This is a genomic window from Sphingobacterium spiritivorum (assembly GCF_016725325.1).
In the GTDB taxonomy this organism is placed as follows: domain Bacteria; phylum Bacteroidota; class Bacteroidia; order Sphingobacteriales; family Sphingobacteriaceae; genus Sphingobacterium.
Genome location: NZ_CP068083.1, coordinates 4039778 through 4055319, shown reverse-complemented (window position 1 = coordinate 4055319; position 15542 = coordinate 4039778). Strand labels below are relative to the sequence as shown.

The 15542-nt window shown below is 40.8% G+C and carries 10 protein-coding genes; 6 read left to right on the top strand and 4 right to left on the bottom strand.

What is annotated here, in order from left to right; translation table 11 throughout:
- Positions 1–597: 597 nt before the first annotated feature.
- The 4 genes from I6J02_RS16830 to I6J02_RS16815 all read left to right on the top strand — a co-directional run bounded on the left by I6J02_RS16830 (position 598) and on the right by I6J02_RS16815 (position 8477).
- On the top strand, positions 598–3375 hold the full coding sequence (locus I6J02_RS16830) for a TonB-dependent receptor (protein ID WP_201678990.1): 2778 nt from the start codon (positions 598–600) through the stop codon (positions 3373–3375).
- Between the two features lie 84 nt (positions 3376–3459).
- On the top strand, positions 3460–4665 hold the full coding sequence (locus I6J02_RS16825; RefSeq protein ID WP_236582092.1) for a DUF4876 domain-containing protein: 1206 nt from the start codon (positions 3460–3462) through the stop codon (positions 4663–4665).
- Position 4666: 1 nt separating this feature from the next.
- Entirely contained in the window at positions 4667–6229 is a 1563-nt protein-coding gene (locus tag I6J02_RS16820) for a DUF6850 family outer membrane beta-barrel protein (RefSeq protein ID WP_201678988.1), read from the top strand.
- Between the two features lie 31 nt (positions 6230–6260).
- The gene (locus I6J02_RS16815; protein WP_201678987.1) at positions 6261–8477 is read left to right on the top strand and encodes a HEAT repeat domain-containing protein; all 2217 of its coding nucleotides are present in this window, start codon (positions 6261–6263) and stop codon (positions 8475–8477) included.
- Between the two features lie 60 nt (positions 8478–8537).
- On the opposite strand, the gene I6J02_RS16810 is transcribed toward I6J02_RS16815, so the two are convergent.
- Entirely contained in the window at positions 8538–9158 is a 621-nt protein-coding gene (locus I6J02_RS16810) for a hypothetical protein (protein ID WP_201678986.1), read from the bottom strand.
- Between the two features lie 125 nt (positions 9159–9283).
- Positions 9284–10342, bottom strand: a complete 1059-nt coding sequence (locus tag I6J02_RS16805) for a 2,3-butanediol dehydrogenase (RefSeq protein ID WP_201678985.1) — start codon at positions 10340–10342, stop codon at positions 9284–9286.
- 337 nt (positions 10343–10679) lie between these two features.
- Here I6J02_RS16805 and I6J02_RS16800 point away from each other — a divergent pair, with 337 nt between their 5' ends.
- A complete protein-coding gene (locus I6J02_RS16800; RefSeq protein WP_201678984.1) occupies positions 10680–11954 on the top strand; it encodes a hypothetical protein in 1275 nt (424 codons plus the stop codon).
- 70 nt (positions 11955–12024) lie between these two features.
- Here I6J02_RS16800 and I6J02_RS16795 read toward each other — a convergent pair whose 3' ends face one another.
- Entirely contained in the window at positions 12025–13023 is a 999-nt protein-coding gene (locus I6J02_RS16795; protein ID WP_201678983.1) for an alpha/beta fold hydrolase, read from the bottom strand.
- Between the two features lie 190 nt (positions 13024–13213).
- Between I6J02_RS16795 and I6J02_RS16790 the strand changes: the two genes are divergently transcribed.
- Entirely contained in the window at positions 13214–13534 is a 321-nt protein-coding gene (locus I6J02_RS16790) for a MazG-like protein (RefSeq protein ID WP_201678982.1), read from the top strand.
- A 67-nt stretch (positions 13535–13601) separates the two neighbouring features.
- On the opposite strand, the gene I6J02_RS16785 is transcribed toward I6J02_RS16790, so the two are convergent.
- Positions 13602–15509: an AAA domain-containing protein gene (locus I6J02_RS16785; protein WP_201678981.1), complete on the bottom strand. Its 1908-nt coding sequence runs from the start codon at positions 15507–15509 to the stop codon at positions 13602–13604.
- Positions 15510–15542 lie beyond the last annotated feature (33 nt).

The window sequence follows — 15542 nt, the reverse complement described above, 5'->3', positions numbered from 1 at the left end:
TATGTAATAAAAAGGCTGTCCTAAAAATTTGGACAGCCTTTTTTCGTATCATTCCAGTCCCCTTTCCTTTTTTAAGTAGAACCTGTTCCGACATGTCGGAAAGGTCAGGAAGAGGTTCTCAGCTTGTAATATCAACCTCTCTGCCCTTCGGGCATCTCTCCTCTAAAAGGAGAGAATTGTAATAGCAACACGAATACAGGAGTCATTGTCTCTATCTGACTTTATCTATTCAAACCTTATAAACTTTATCAACCTTTCTGGCCTTCGGGCAAATCTCCTCTAAAAGGAGAGAATTAAAATAGCAACACGAATACAGGTCGTTGTATCTCTCTCCAATTTTGTCCTCTTCTAGCCTTATAAACTTTATCAACCTTATCAACCTCTCTGACTTTATCTATTCAAACCTTATAAACTCTATCAACTTCTTATAGACATCTCTCCTATTCATCACAAAAATGTCATAGTCGTTTTTACATCGTATTTTATTTAGATTATTTCTAAATAAATGGCAATTATGCTTATATTTGCCGAAACATCAACCAACATGTGCAACAACAGGCACTCACTATTAACTTACATCCTGATTCATCAGCCCATATGAAAAAACTACTACTTTTTTCTACGCTGCTGTCTTTTAATAGCCTGTTTGTCCTCCCGCTTGAAGCTCAACAGGCTGGCGGACAACAGCAAAAAAAGACACAGACCAGTAATCAACAAAACCTCAGGGGTCATGTCGGACAATTTAAAGACCGTAGTCCATTGCCCGGCGCTACAGTCCAGATTCTTGAACTCGGTTTATTCACCAAGACCGATGCTTCCGGAAATTTCAGTTTCTCTAAAATACCTAATGGCAAATACACCATTCAGGTTCAATTTTTAGGTATGCTCGAAGTAGAGGAACAAATCTCATTACCTTCTGATCCACTTCAGTTTTTACTAAAAGAAAACAGCATTACCCTTAAGGATGTTGTCGTCATCGCCAAAGAACAACGTAAAGATGGGGCCACATCTACGGTTATCTCCCGTAAGGCGATCGAACATATGCAGGCAACACATCTGGGTGAAGTACTCCAGCTCCTGCCGGGAGCTGTGGTAACCAATCCTGATTTTACAAATGTCAACAAAACAAGTATACGTCAGTACACAGGTGACCGGGCTTATTCGGGACAGAATACAAGCTCTTTGGGAACTTCGGTAATTATCAACGGCGCACCGCTGTCTAACAATGCCAATCTGCAAGCCATGAACACCGTAACATCAGGTGTATTAGCGGCTTTTTCGACTTCCAGCGGAATGGGAACCGACATGCGACAGCTCTCTGCCGACAATATTGAATCCGTAGAAGTCATTCGGGGTATACCGTCAGTAGAGTATGGTGATCTGACCTCCGGAGCAGTACTGGTCACCACCAAAGCAGGGAAAGAACCTTTGCAGGTAAAAGCACGCATCAATCCCAAACTCACCCAATTCTGGGCCGGACAGGGTTTTGATCTGGGGGAGCGTAAAGGTAATCTCTTTGTAGATCTCGACTTTACAAAAGCCTATGATAAGCAGATCACTGCCTACTCTGCATATGAACGTATGAAAGGAACGGCTCAATACAGCAATACCTTCGGACAAGACCGCCCCATATACACAAATACTACTTTTTCTTTTGGCACCAATCTGGATGATACGAAAGTAGACCCGGATTACCAGGCAGAGCAGGTCATCAATAAAGCACAAAACTATAATTACGAATTCGCAACTACCGGTAAATGGAAGCTGGATCAGCGTTTTGCAAGAAACATTAACTATACACTTTCAGCCAACTATGCCTTTCAGAAAGGTTATCAACAAAGATTACAGACTCTGAGTGTTTCAGCAGTAAGTCAGGCTACCGAAGATATTACACAAGAGGTCAGTTATCTGCCTTCTACTTTTCTCAATCAGATGTGGATAGAAGGAAAGCCATTGAATATTTTTGCCAAATTGTCGGATGACTTCTATTTCAAGACAGGATCTGGTACACACCGTATCCTGTTAGGTGGAGATTATCGTCTGGATGCAAACTATGGCACAGGAAGAACTGTTGATCCTAACAATCCTTACCGCACCTCCGATCCTTTCGGTTTCAGACCACGGGCATTTAAAGATATTCCTGTTCTTCACCAAATGGGATTATATCTGGAAGACCGTTATTCTATGCAGATCGCAGATCGCAATCTGCATATACAGGCCGGTTTGCGCTGGGATCAGGTACAACCTTTTACCAATAATACCTTATCGGCTTTGTCCCCCAGAATCAATGCTTCTTTTGAAATTATTAAAAATCTGACCTTACGGGGAGGCTATGGTATTACTGCCAAATCACCAACTCTGCTTTACCTATACCCGGACCGGGCCTATTATGACGCTTTCAGTCTCAACCATTATAAGGAAAACCCTGCTGAAGCTCTTGCTCTTGTTACTACACGTGTTTTTGACACCTCTAATCCGGATTTGAAAATGACAAAAACCAGCAAAAAAGAAATAGGTCTGGACTTTTTCAGCGGGAAAAGACGTTTTTCAGTAAACGGATATTACGAACAGACAAAAAACGGATATGAGATGAATACCAATCTCAATAGTGTCCAGTTTGTTGGCATACCTATCTATACGGTACAATCTGCTCCGGCGGGAAGCAAACCGATCCTGAGTCCAGACGTAACCACTTCAACATTTGTAGCGACATACAGTTCTCCAAGTAACAATAATGACATCCTGAATAAAGGTATAGAGTTTGATTTTGACTTCGGAAGGTTTGATAACATCCGTACTTCTTTTGTATTGAACGGAGCCTATCTTTCTACAAAATCAATGAGTAATACTCCATATATTCTGTTGCAGAATGTAGCCAGTCAAACCCCAACCCGTATAGGTGTATTTGAAGCCAGAGGAATGGAGCAACAGCGTTTTGTAACGACATTAAGGGCCGTCCATAATATTCCTGAACTGCGTTTTATTATTTCAGCCTCAGCACAGACCATATGGAAGGATCAGCATAAATTTGTCAACTATTCCAGCATTCCTACAGGTTACATACCCGTTGGCCAGGCCGGCAGTACTCCACAGATCATCAACTTTACAGAAGCAGAACGCAATGCTATTACTGAAGCAGACAGAGATATCTATCTCAGCCTGAATGACGGATATTTCAAAAGTGAAAGCTGGAAACCACTTTGGTTATTTAATGTCAAACTGACTAAAGAGTTTGCTAATAACATGGGCTTTTCTTTCTATGCGAACAATGTATTTAATCATAGACCTTTGGAAGCAAGCTCCCGTTATCCGCAGGAATACAGTAAGCGCAATATCCCAATGTTTTACGGAACGGAAATTTCCATCAAATTCTAATACGACATGAAAACAAGCGTATCCACTCCACACATAACAGGTTTCTCATCTCAAGCAGATGATCAGAAAACAACATATAAACGCATGAAAACTAAAAGTATATTAATCCTTTTAGCGGTATTCAGCATCTTTACCGCCTGTCGTAAAGATTACTATGCCTATACAACAGTAGATTACAGTTTTACAATTCAGTATCCCGAAGAGTATAGTAAACAACTTGCGGATAGTGTCAAAATCAATCTTAAAAATACTATTACAGGGGCGACGCAGGAATTTGTCTCTGATGCTCAGGGACGTGTGTCAGCAAAAGGTATTACACCAGGTGTATATACAGTCACAGCAAGTAAGCAGGTTAAAGCAGAAGAGGCAGAACAACTGGTCGGAATACGTGAAGAAATCTTCTGTAATGGAAGCATCCCCACACTTCGTATCACCGAATCGGCTAACAGTGCAATTCGTTTAGTCGGCAGTCAGGCGGGAGGATTTGTTATCAAAGAGTTCTATTATGCGGGCTCCAAAACTCCTTCCGGCACAAATTACCTCTATGATGGTTTTATCGAAATCTATAATAACAGTACCGGAGATCTGTATGCAGACAGTCTGGTTATCGGAAATACCAAATCGGCTTCATCTTCTGTATATGGTTTTCTGCCGGATAAAAACAATGTATATATTGCACAGGCCTGGATGATACCGGGCAATGGTACAGAACATCTGGTCAGACCGGGCGAATCTGTGGTCATCGCCATCACAGCGATAAACCATAAGACAGACCCCAATGGCAATCCTAATTCACCTGCCAATCTGGGGAAAGGTATTGCTGATTTCGAAACATATTTTAACCCTACCGGGACCAATACACGCGACACCGACAACCCGGATGTACCGAATATGATCCACCAGTTTGCGAACACAACAGCAGGATTTGACTGGAATATAGGTATAAACGGAGCCGGACTTATTCTGTTTAGAGACAGTCAGGTCGCCAGTTATCAGACCCTTACAGAACCCAATGTCAGCGGAACTACCCGCTATCTGCAGGTACCTGTAAAAGCGATATTGGATGGAATAGACTGTGTAGGCAATTCGACCATTACAATTGATAAAAAGAGAATTCCGGAAACAGTAGATGCCGGATTGACTTTCGTCGGATCAACTTATTCTGGTAAGTCTGTAATCCGTAAAGTAAAAAGCAGAATCAATAACAGAGCTGTTTTGATGGATAGCAATAACTCTTCTACAGATTTTATAGTAAATGATAACCCCACTCCCAAAACAATAGCACAGTAATATGAAAAAGAACCTATTCGCAAGCCTTTGTGTCCTCATCGTAACGGGACAAATGGCGACCGCACAGACTGTGCCTGCATATGATTATTTTAAAGCTAAGGATGCATTGAGCAAAAGTCCCAATGCAGCACTTCTCCGTTACACTATACTCCCAGTCGAAGGGGAAACACAGCTTGGAGCCTATTATCAGGCCGGTGATCTCAGATATCCCTTTTCAGCAAAGGAAAGCCAGGGCATCAACTTCAGCACTTCACGTTATCAACGGCTTAAAGAATGGACATATTATGGTCAATTTGATTTCCGGACGACGAAAGATAAACAAATGAACATGACAGCACATACGGATCCCTATCGTGATAATCCGTATCAGCTGATGGATTCTCTTTCCGGGGACTGGAAAAAGCAACATTATGATCTTCGTTTGAAAATTGCCTCACCGGGATTTGCTGATGATCGTATGAATGCAGGTTTGGATGTACAGTACAATTTAAAAACCGGAGCCCGCCAAAAAGATCCCAGGTCTCTCGATAATTCCAGTACATTAAATTTATCACCGGCACTGACTTATAAGCTATCGGAAAACCAACTGCTTGGACTGACTGGTATCTATAGTTTCTATAAGGAGGAAGTCGAAATAAGAACTATAGGGAATTTTCAGCAGCATTATTTATACAGATTACTGGGTGCCGGAGAATACCAGATGAGCACACCTTATATTATGACTGCCGGATATAACAGAACTTACAGAGGTCATTCTTTTGGTGGCGCTGTTGATTATGTGTTTAACACTGATCATATAAAATGGTCAACTACTGCCGGATATCGTAGTGGATACGAAGATGCTATAGACGGAACAACATATATACAACAAGCGGGGAAACATCGCTATCAGGAATATCAGGCCTCTTCCTATTTGGATTGGAAAAAAGGAAAATATGCGCATCAGGTCGCATTGGAGTGGTTGCTGAAAGATATGGAAAACACCGAATATCATCAGATTCAAAATGCGGATACCAAAGCGTATGAAACGGTATATTCAAGCGTAATGAGTACCATGCTTCGGAATAAAAGTACACTTTCCTACCTGATTAGCCATGACAGCCCTGCAGGGCTTACTGATTGGTGGCTCAAAACTGCGGTAAGCTATCATAGTCTGGACAACCGATATGCCAACCCGCAAAACAAACAGATCGTAGATAAACTGAATCTTGCCGTGAGTTTTGACAAGACGTATGCAAAAGAAAACAGAAAAGGATTTGCCTTCCAATTGAGTTCTGCATATGACTTGTTGCTAAGCGATGCATTGCTTTACACAGATAAATCATATTCCACTAACTTTGTGGCGAAAAACGTTTTTATCCCGGCACATCAGTTTTATAGCGTCAATACATGGACAAACTCGGCGAATGTCAAATATACCTTTGGAGCATTCGGAAAGAAGAGCAATCAGCTATATATCAAAGCCAGTGGCTGGCTAATGAGTGCTATGGGTGATCAAGGAGATATCCGCAAAGGAGATAACCGCTATCTGACTCAATTGTCTGTCGGATTGATAAGTCTTTAATAACAGAATAAAAACATTAGAAAGAATAAACATGATAAGATTGAGAAAAACACTTCTTTCCCTAACCTGCCTGTCACTGGTGGCAAGTAGTTACGGACAAGAGATAATCAAACCTTCCGTTTCCTCCAAAACCAGTTTTGCCATAGTCGTTGACCAGAAGACGTTCAATGCGCTTAAACCTGAATTAATGGCTTATCGCCAATCTGTAGAACAAGATGGATTAGGCACTTATATTATTGCTCACAACTGGGAAAAACCGGAGCAGATACGGGAGCAGCTGCAACAACTCCGTAAGACTAAGCAACCACTGGAAGGCACTGTACTTGTCGGAAATATCCCTGTGGTGATGATTAGGGATGCACAATATCTGACTTCGGCATTCAAAATGAATCAGAAAATCCGTTGGGACAAATCTTCTGTTCCTTCTGACAGATATTATGATGATCTGGATCTGAAACTCAACTTCATAAAACAAGATACCGCAAGTGAACGTAGCAATTATTTTTATTACAGTCTGGATGCTACTTCTCCGCAATATATTGAAATGGATATTTATTCAGCCCGAATAAAGCCTCCTGTTGAAAAAGGCGAGAATCCGACAGATAAAATTAAGGCTTATCTGCAAAAACTCGTGAAGTTGCGTAAAGTCAGCAACCCGCTCAATGATATGATTGCTTCTACAGGTCATGGTTATAATTCAAATTCTCTAAATTCCTTCTCGGGAGATGTACTGGCTTTGAAGTCACAGTTTCCATCGCTCTATCTTCCCGGTAATTCTATCAAGTTTCTAAACTTCCGTAATGCGGATTTTATGAAGTTCAATCTGTTACGCGAACTGAAACGCGAAGGACTGGACTTTGCATTTATGACAGGCCACGGTACTCCTACCCTGCAATTGATCAATGGCTATCCCCTTGCTTCCAATCCACAGCCTTCGATGGAAAATGTCGGAAGGTACCTTCGCTCAAAGGTCAGATCTGCTAAAGAAGATGGCAGAGATGTGGAAAAGGTTAAGGAAGGATTCAAAACATCTCTTGGGGTTTCTGATAAATGGATGAACGATGCATTTGAGCAGGCTGTTATTGATTCTGACTCCGTGTTTAATGATAATCTGGATGTACAGATCTGGGATATCCGGGATGCCGGTATTCAGGCTCCGCTGGTCTATCTCAATTCCTGTCTTACAGGCTCATTTCATCTCGACAATTATCTGGCAGGTTATTATCCCTTCTCCAATAATAAAAATATAGCCGCTATCGCTAACAGCGTTGGAGTATTACAGGATCTTTGGCCTGCTGAACTTATGGGAACGCTGCAACACGGAGTACGCATAGGAAACTGGTTTAAACATATCGCTTATCTGGAGACTCATATTCTTGGAGATCCTACTTTTCATTTTACCTCCTCCAGAAGCAAAGAGATCAATGAGGCTATTAGTACCGTAGCAAAAGCAACTTATTGGAAAAATCTGCTTAAAGAGCAGGATGCTGACCTGCAATCTCTGGCATTGGTATACTTACAAAAACAGCTTCCTGAAGCAGAAATGTCAGCGCTGTTGAAATCTATTTATTTCAGTTCTCCTTTTGAAACTACCCGTATGCAGGCCTTTGCTTTATTAAGAAAGTATGAGAATGAAGCCTACTTTTCGGTCTTACATGCTGCACGTCAGGATTCGTATGAATTTATCCGAAGAATGGCGGTGTATGACCTTGGGGAATTCGGAGGTGATGATTTTGCCAAAGATCTGATTGCCTTTTATGTCAGCGATCCACATTCTGAACGCATCAACTATCGTCTTCGTACAAATATGACTTTCTTTAATCCGGAATTGCTCAAAACCGAAATCAACAATCAGGTAAGTCAGAATAAAGGAATCAATAATGCATCCGCTTTAAGTGCACAATTGATCAAAGATATTGATTATAACCAAAGTAAGGTCGATAAGATGCAGGCCACTATTCTGGATAAGAATACGGCGGAGAAAGAGCGTCTGGCTGAAATTACAACCTTAAGACTTTACCGTTATCATCGTGTGGTACCTGCAGTTCTGAAAGTAATTGAAGATGCATCCGAATCTGAAACTTTGCGTATAACAGCTCTGGAAGCCATGAGTTGGTTTCCACTGTCCTATCAGCGTGAAGCGATCTTCCGTACCTGTGACGTCTTGCTACAAGACAGCAAAGTACCTCCTGCTGTAAAGGAACAGGCATTGAAGACCAAACATGTCATGAAAAAGGAATCCATTTAACATAAAAAAATGCTGCAGTCTTTAATGAACTGCAGCATTTTTTATATCAGAAGACTTATCTTAATGACCGTGCGAATGTCCCATATCAGCCGGGTTGATCATAATGTGAGCTTTATAACTTCCTTCATCCATTAACCATGGAATACCGGGAACTGTGGGCTTAGTCGCCAGTCCAAGATCTGCAGCTTTAGCATAAGGCACATACAATACATATCTGCGCTTAGCATCTGTCATTTCTCCGGTTTCTTTATCCAGCTTGTCTAATGAACCCCAATATGCGTACAACATCGTAGGTTGCTGAGGTATGACCAGTTTGCCCGCTTTAAACTCTTCTTCTCTGATCTTATCCCGCTCTTTTCTTTTTCCTTCTGCAATCAGCGCCCGTCCTCTGGCCATAAAAGGCTCAAGACTTTCAGGGTAAGCATAAGCGTAAAGCAAAGGCAATTTGTAATCCGGAGCCAGACAGATATATCCGTTGGAACCTTCCCGAAGGACTGTAAACTTACCATCTTTGTCGTAGCCATATACCTTGGCTCCTTCTCTGAATTCTGTAGGTGCAGCCTGTACCGCAATTCGAACTTGTACATCAGCAGGCAAAGGCTCACGAACAGGTTTTTGCTGGGCATTTACAACGATTCCCGATGTAAGGGCTATTAATACTAAAGCAATTAGTTTTTTCATTTTTACTTGATAAAGGTTGTATGTAGATTCATTCTAAACAAATATACAGCTTTTTCTTACGGTTTTCACATCAACTTATTGCAAGATTCCGCAAGCACCTTTAATTGTACCCGACTGCATTCAAATTACTTTATCTCTACCAGAATTTTCACTTCAGACGGATTGGAGACTAAAGCCTCAAAACCTTTTGAAACAATTTCATCCAATCCGATTTTGCTTGTCACCAACTTTTCTACCGGCATACGTCCGCTATCAATCATCGCGATGACCTGAGGAAATATATTGCGATAGGCAATGATTCCTTTTATAGTAATCTCTCTGACCACCTGATCATAGGCACTGTACTCTACCGGTTTTCCAAACAGCGCTACCAATACAGCCGTTCCACCATTTCGCAGACTGGCAATCCCGGTCGAAAAAGAAGCCTGCACTCCCGCAGCGTCCAAAAACACATCTGCTCCAATTTCTGTAATACGTCGAATCTGAGCAGGAATATCCTGATCAGCAGCATGGATTATGGTCGTCGCGCCGATATCTTTTGCTTTCTCTAGTCGCTTTTCAGATATATCCGTCACGATCACTTTAGCAGCTCCTGCTGCTATAGCTGCCTGTACACATAGTAATCCGATGGGCCCTGCTCCTGAAACTAACACAGTCTGCCCCATCCGGAGCCCGCTTTGCAATACGGCATATACAGCCACTGCTGCGGGTTCTACCAGCGCACCCTGTTCGAAGCTCATGCTATCCGGAATTTTATGAACCATGTAATCTTCCACAACTGTATATTTTGCAAATCCTCCGTTAGAAGTCAGACCGACAAAACCAAGAGGCTCGGAAAGATTATATTCTCCGTTTGCAATAAACGGACTGTCAAAATTTTTAAAAATTGGTTCTACAACTACACGATCTCCTTTCTTCACACGGTTTACCCCTTCTCCTACTTCTTCTACAATTCCGGAGAATTCATGTCCTAAGGTCGTGACACCTATATGTCCGTTAAGCGGGTATGGTTTTTCTGAGGGAATTAATTGCGGACCATGCACATACTCATGCAGATCAGATCCACATATACCGGCATATTGTACGGCGATCTTTACCTGTTGTTTACCAGTAACAGGAATTTCTGTGTCTTCTACTCTGATATCTTTGGCAGCATGCCATCTTGCGGCTTTCATTGTACTCATCTTCTTTATATTTAAAACAGTTACTGAATAACCTGTTTTATACAGGTTTATTATCTTACTATAAAGATCGTTAGTATTGCTTCCTTAAAAAGTGACCGTTATCAGCTTCTTATGTGTTTCTGATAAGCATTAATTGACTTTGAAGGAAAATACATTTTCATACCCTGCAATCTCCGGAGTCATTTTTTTTGAAAAGGAACATTCAAAATGTCCCCCTATGTGGCCCCTTTGTCCCCCTTTTATACTGCGCTAAAACTATAATTTTGATAATGAGGACGGTATAATCCGAATTATCGCACTTGCAATTGATTTTTCAATAACGTAAAAACATAGAATTATGAACTACAACATTGTAATGGGTACTGACAACAAAACCTTAAATCCACTTGTCAAACAGGTTTATCAAAAAATCTATCCTAATATATTCACGGGCAGTAAAGATATTTCTTCCGAATTATTCCTTGCCGTATCCTATGATATTAATGAATCCCCAACAGTCGATCTGTCACAGCGGGTCAAATTAAAAAAAGAAGATTTCCAGCAATTTAAGTCAGCAGACCTATTGGAAGAAGAATTGTTTCTTGATGCTCATGAAGAGAATTTAATTCTGGATATGGTTTCAAAAGCTACTTTTCAGGCTTATTTCCCCAATATTAATCTTAGACTGACACTAAAGGATACTTCTCTGATAAGCCTGAATATAAAAGTAACCGCCAATGTAACTATAGATACCTCTATTGAGGGAAAACAGAACTATCTGACAGCAACTATACTGACAGCAGATCTGGAAATCAAAGAAGAGCAATATAAAAAATATGTAGATAGTCTGAAAAAGTATGTTATCCCTATCCTGATTCTGGTATTAAATACAGAACTTCTCAATAAAATAAAGTTACCCGCACTGACCTTTAAAGATGTCACGGTGAGCTTACCTATACCTGTTGTTGAAAAATCCTTTGTGACAGCTTACTCTTGTATAGGAGCCCGGCAACCAGACACATATGCTCCACTTAACTGGCCTGTTGAAACTGTATTTGCAGGAGTAGACAGTACTGCGATAGAAACAATGGCAGCTATACCTTTTCCCCTGAAAAAAGAAAATGAATTTTCATGGAAGATCATAAGCGGTCATGTATTGGCTCAGGTATTCAATCCCAGATCTTTTGTTATTCAGTCAGACGGCAGTATTGAAGGAAAGATTGACACTGAATTATTAGCACAGCTGACGCTAAAAAAAGCTTTTATTAAAATATCTTTCGGACCACATGGAAAAGCAACTATAAAAGCCACTTTTAAACCTGTTATTCATAAAGGGAAACTATTGCTAACCGTCAAAGATCTTAATATTCCTAAACTGGATATTGACTTTGGTATTGCCAAATGGGCTGAATATTTGTTAAAACCACTGAGTATAGGACTGAGTATCGCGCTCAATGGGGTATTTCTTCCTCTGGTATCAGCCATATTAAGACAGATTGAAATTCCGATTATGCAATTTCCGACTATTTCATTTGAGATCAAAGGCATGACTTTTAATATTGATATTATTGAAGCTAAAACCTCAAAACTCGATAAGCTGTTGCTGATCTCGGGGATACCAGCTGTTAAATGATATTACCGTGATCCCGATTATGCAAGAATCTTATCGGCTTAGGTCCTGACAGGATTCTTGCAACCTTAAATTACCATGTACTGATCTTTGCCAGAAGTGACCTGATCTCCCGGACAATGAGATCGGCATCATTCACCTGTACAATATGTCCGCTATTCTGTGCGATAACAAGATGGCTGTCTGCAGACCAGGAAAGCATATCATGATGCAGTTCGCTGACAAGAGTTTCAAAATCCTGTCTAGCTTTTTCATTTTCAATGGCACCCGACCATATTTTCGGATTTCCCATGATTACGGTTAACGGAATATTTCCGAATTTGCCGGAGTGCTCAGCCATTTCAAAATTCAGTACATCATTCTTCGCCTCTTTAAATACCGCATCGTATGATTTGTAGAAATAATTTTTAAACTGTGTTTGAAACGGATGATCCATCGGGATTTCAGGAGACACCTGTGCTTTGGAGAATATAAGTCTGAAAATTCCGGTTTCCACTCCTGCGGTTACTGCCCAGTGAGGAGGTTGAGAAAAAGCCTTCAACACTTCTGGAGAGGATTTTTTCATTTGCAAAGGATGAGCCCCTTCTACAAATACAATTCCAGCAATATCTTTTCTGTGTTGATCTATAAATGAACGCAGGTAAATAGCCCCCATAGAATGTCCGACCACAATATAAGGTTTTGGACAGTGTGTTTTCTCCAGCAGTTGATATAGTTCATCAGATATAGATGTATTGGTCTTTGCGGTATCTCCGGCTTCGCTTAAGAAAAAGCCACTTCTGTCGTATGCCAGTGTCACGACCGAATCCTCTGCCAGTTTCTGCTGTACATCTCTCCAGTTAAAATGATCGCTCGCCAGACCAGACTCGAAAACTACGGTATAATTTCCCTTACCCATTTTCACATAATGAATATCATGTCCGTTGATCTGTTCAAATGTACGGCCGGTACGAATATCTTTTTCAAGCCGCCAACGCGAATATTGTTCAAATAATATACCCACAACAATCAGAATAAGCACGACAACCAGCGCCCACTTAAAGAATAATCCGGAAAACTTAAGCAACTTCATATAATTATTTTTTAGATATATGTTAATAAAAAGGATCATCGCTGATCTACGCAGATTTCCAAATTTAACAGAATGTAACGACTTGAGATACAGGAGAGAAAATATTAGACATTTCTGTGGCATACCATCCTCCTGATATACCGTATATTGCAAATAACATGTTTATCTACAAGTATAATTAACTAGTAATATGGGTGAAAATAATTTTGATGAAATTATTCGACGTTCTTTGGAACTAAGAAAGAGTTACCACAATCTGGAAGTGCAAAACCATGGAAGTGAATGGACAATAGAGGAAGATGCATTGGCTTATCTGACAGATGCTGGTTTGGTAGGCAGAAATATTACGTCTCAGCAGCAGAGATGGCCAAAAAGTAATTCGGCCTCCGAACTGGAACATAAACTGGGTGAAAATATCTGGTGGCTGATCGTACTGGCTAACCGAAGTAACATCGATATCAAAGATGCTGTTGAAAATTTTCTGACTAAAACGGAGAAATTGGTTCGTTAAGCAAAATGAATACTGCAGTTGTGGGACATAACTTACCAAGAGTGTTTATCCTCGTGGCAAGTTAGTTCTACATCCATTCCCATACGCTTTTATAGGAATCTATGGATTCGGCATATTGGATCATACCGGCATAAAAAGGGTGCTGGCCTATTGTAGAACTGTCACCGATAATGACCAGTTTGTATCGGGCGCGGGTCATCGCTACATTCATACGCCGTATTTCATTCAGAAATCCGATCTGACCTTCGGCATTGCTGCGTGTCAGTGAAATATAGATAATATCACGTTCTTGTCCCTGAAAACCATCTATTGTTTGCACTTGGATAGGCACAGCGGTTTCCGCCCACATTTCACTCCCTATCAGCTCTTTGAGTAACATTACCTGTTGTCTGTAAGGGGAAATCAGACCTATCTTTGGGAACTGATTTATGTGTTCATCCCTTTTAAATGTTGTTAAATATTGTTTTAAATGACGAATCAGGAAATTAGCCTCTTCAGCATTTGAAATGGCCGTATCTTCCTGCAATTCATCAAATCCTGCTCCGGCAGTATCGATAAACAGAAAAGCCTTATCTCCCGGTATAAGCTCCTGTTGTGCTATTAACGGTTCTGCAAATAAGGTATTATTATAAAGGGCTGCTGATGGATATTGCATAATATCCTGATGCATACGGTACTGTTGCCGCAGCAGACTCACATTAGATGGATAGGCATAAACCAGCTTTTCCATAAGTGTTTCCTGAAATGCCTTTACCAAAGAATCTTTAGATTTAATAGTCGGAGGCAACTGAAGATGATCTCCGGCAAGAATAAGCTTGTCAGATTTTAAGATAGGAATCCAACAGGCGGGTTCCAGAGCTTGTCCGGCTTCATCAATAAATACGGCTGCATATGTTCTGTCCTGGATAACAGAATGGTTGGAACCTACAAGAGTAGCAGTAATAACCTGTGCCTGATCCAGAATATCATTCTGGATATATTGCGCAATCTGTTCCGCTTCTTTCATGAGATTCTTTGCTTCCTGAAAGAGAGCTTTACGTTGATCACGTTCGGCTTTTCCAAAGTTTCGTTTATACTTCTTAGCCATATCTCTAAAAACATCCGCTTTTTTCCGTATTGTTTTTAATTCCTTTTGCATAGGATGACTTTCCAGTTTTCCATCCAGGGTGAGCTCATGCAGCTGTTCGGATACTTTTACAGGATTACCAATGCGTACGACCTTCACACCTGTTTCATGAAGTTTTTCTGTCAGCAAATCTACGGCTGTGTTACTGGGTGCTGTGACCAGAATCTGATCCGGATATTTCTGCAGAAGGGCTTTAATACCCTGAACCAAAGTAGTGGTTTTACCTGTACCCGGAGGACCGTGTACAATGGTAAGGTGTGGCGATGCTATTATCTGATTTACAGCTTTTAACTGATATTCATTTAATCCTGTAATGGAGTTGATTTGCTGATCAGAAACCGCATGATCATAATCATGAACCTGCTGATCAATCAGCAGATTGATAAGTGGCCCCATCCTCTTATCATCCCTGGCAGCATCAGCCCGTTTTAATGCCTTAAACATTTCCTGATAGCTGTTTTCATCAAACAGGAGATCTACACCAAGTTTTCCCGATCTTACCCAATCCGGTAATTCATCCACCCGTAGAGAAATTTTCATTTCATCTCCGTTTACATAGCCTATGATACCGGAAATCCGATCTGCTGAAGGATTGTGGTTAGAGAACAGAGCAACAGGCATCCCGTATCTGAACCGATGTGTCTGTTCATCCTTAACTGTCCGCTGGATTATAATCTGAATATAGTCTCCAAGTCCGATCTCTTCATTACGAATCATAATCGGATACCAGCACAAGCCTGCCTGTCTCCGTTTGGCTAAGGACTGGGTCTGTAAAAGCTGTTGATATTCTTCTTTATCGTGTTTTTGTTCTTTCTCTAATAAGGTAGCGAGCTCTTCAAAATATGTCATCTACAAAAGTTAAATTCAAAAATAGGCATTCGC